This window comes from Flavobacterium sp. YO64, from assembly GCF_004119505.1.
GTDB lineage: Bacteria > Bacteroidota > Bacteroidia > Flavobacteriales > Flavobacteriaceae > Flavobacterium > Flavobacterium oncorhynchi.
The window spans coordinates 1-481 of record NZ_NRQV01000071.1; the positions used below are offsets into that span (position 1 = coordinate 1).

A 481-nucleotide genomic window follows, 5' to 3' on the forward strand; every position below is an offset into this window, starting at 1 on the left:
TTTCCGTTATCAACTGTAGTTGTAATTCCTTTTCCATTATTTCCTGTAGCTCCTTGTGCTCCAGTTTCTCCTTTTGCTCCGTCAGTTCCTTTTGGTCCTGTTAAGTTAGAAGTGGTAAAAGTTGTGCCGTCAGTGTACGTAATTGTAAACGTTCCGTTTCCGTTATCAACTGTAGTTGTGATTCCTTTTCCATTATTTCCTGTAGCTCCTTGTGCTCCAGTTTCTCCTTTTGGTCCTGTTAAGTTTGAAGTGGTAAAAGTTGTGCCGTCAGTATAAGTAATTGTAAACGTTCCGTTTCCGTTATCAACTGTAGTTGTGATTCCTTTTCCATTATTTCCTGTAGCTCCTTGTGCTCCAGTTTCTCCTTTTGGTCCTGTTAAATTAGAAGTGGTAAAAGTTGTACCATCAGTATAAGTAATTGTAAAAGTTCCGTTTCCATTATCAACTGTAGTTGTAATTCCTTTTCCATTACTTCCTGCTG

1 pseudogene is annotated in these 481 nt (G+C 38.5%); it reads right to left on the reverse strand.

Annotated features, from left to right (window positions below):
- A pseudogene (locus BOW57_RS20715) lies at positions 1-481 on the reverse strand (hypothetical protein); the annotation flags it as partial.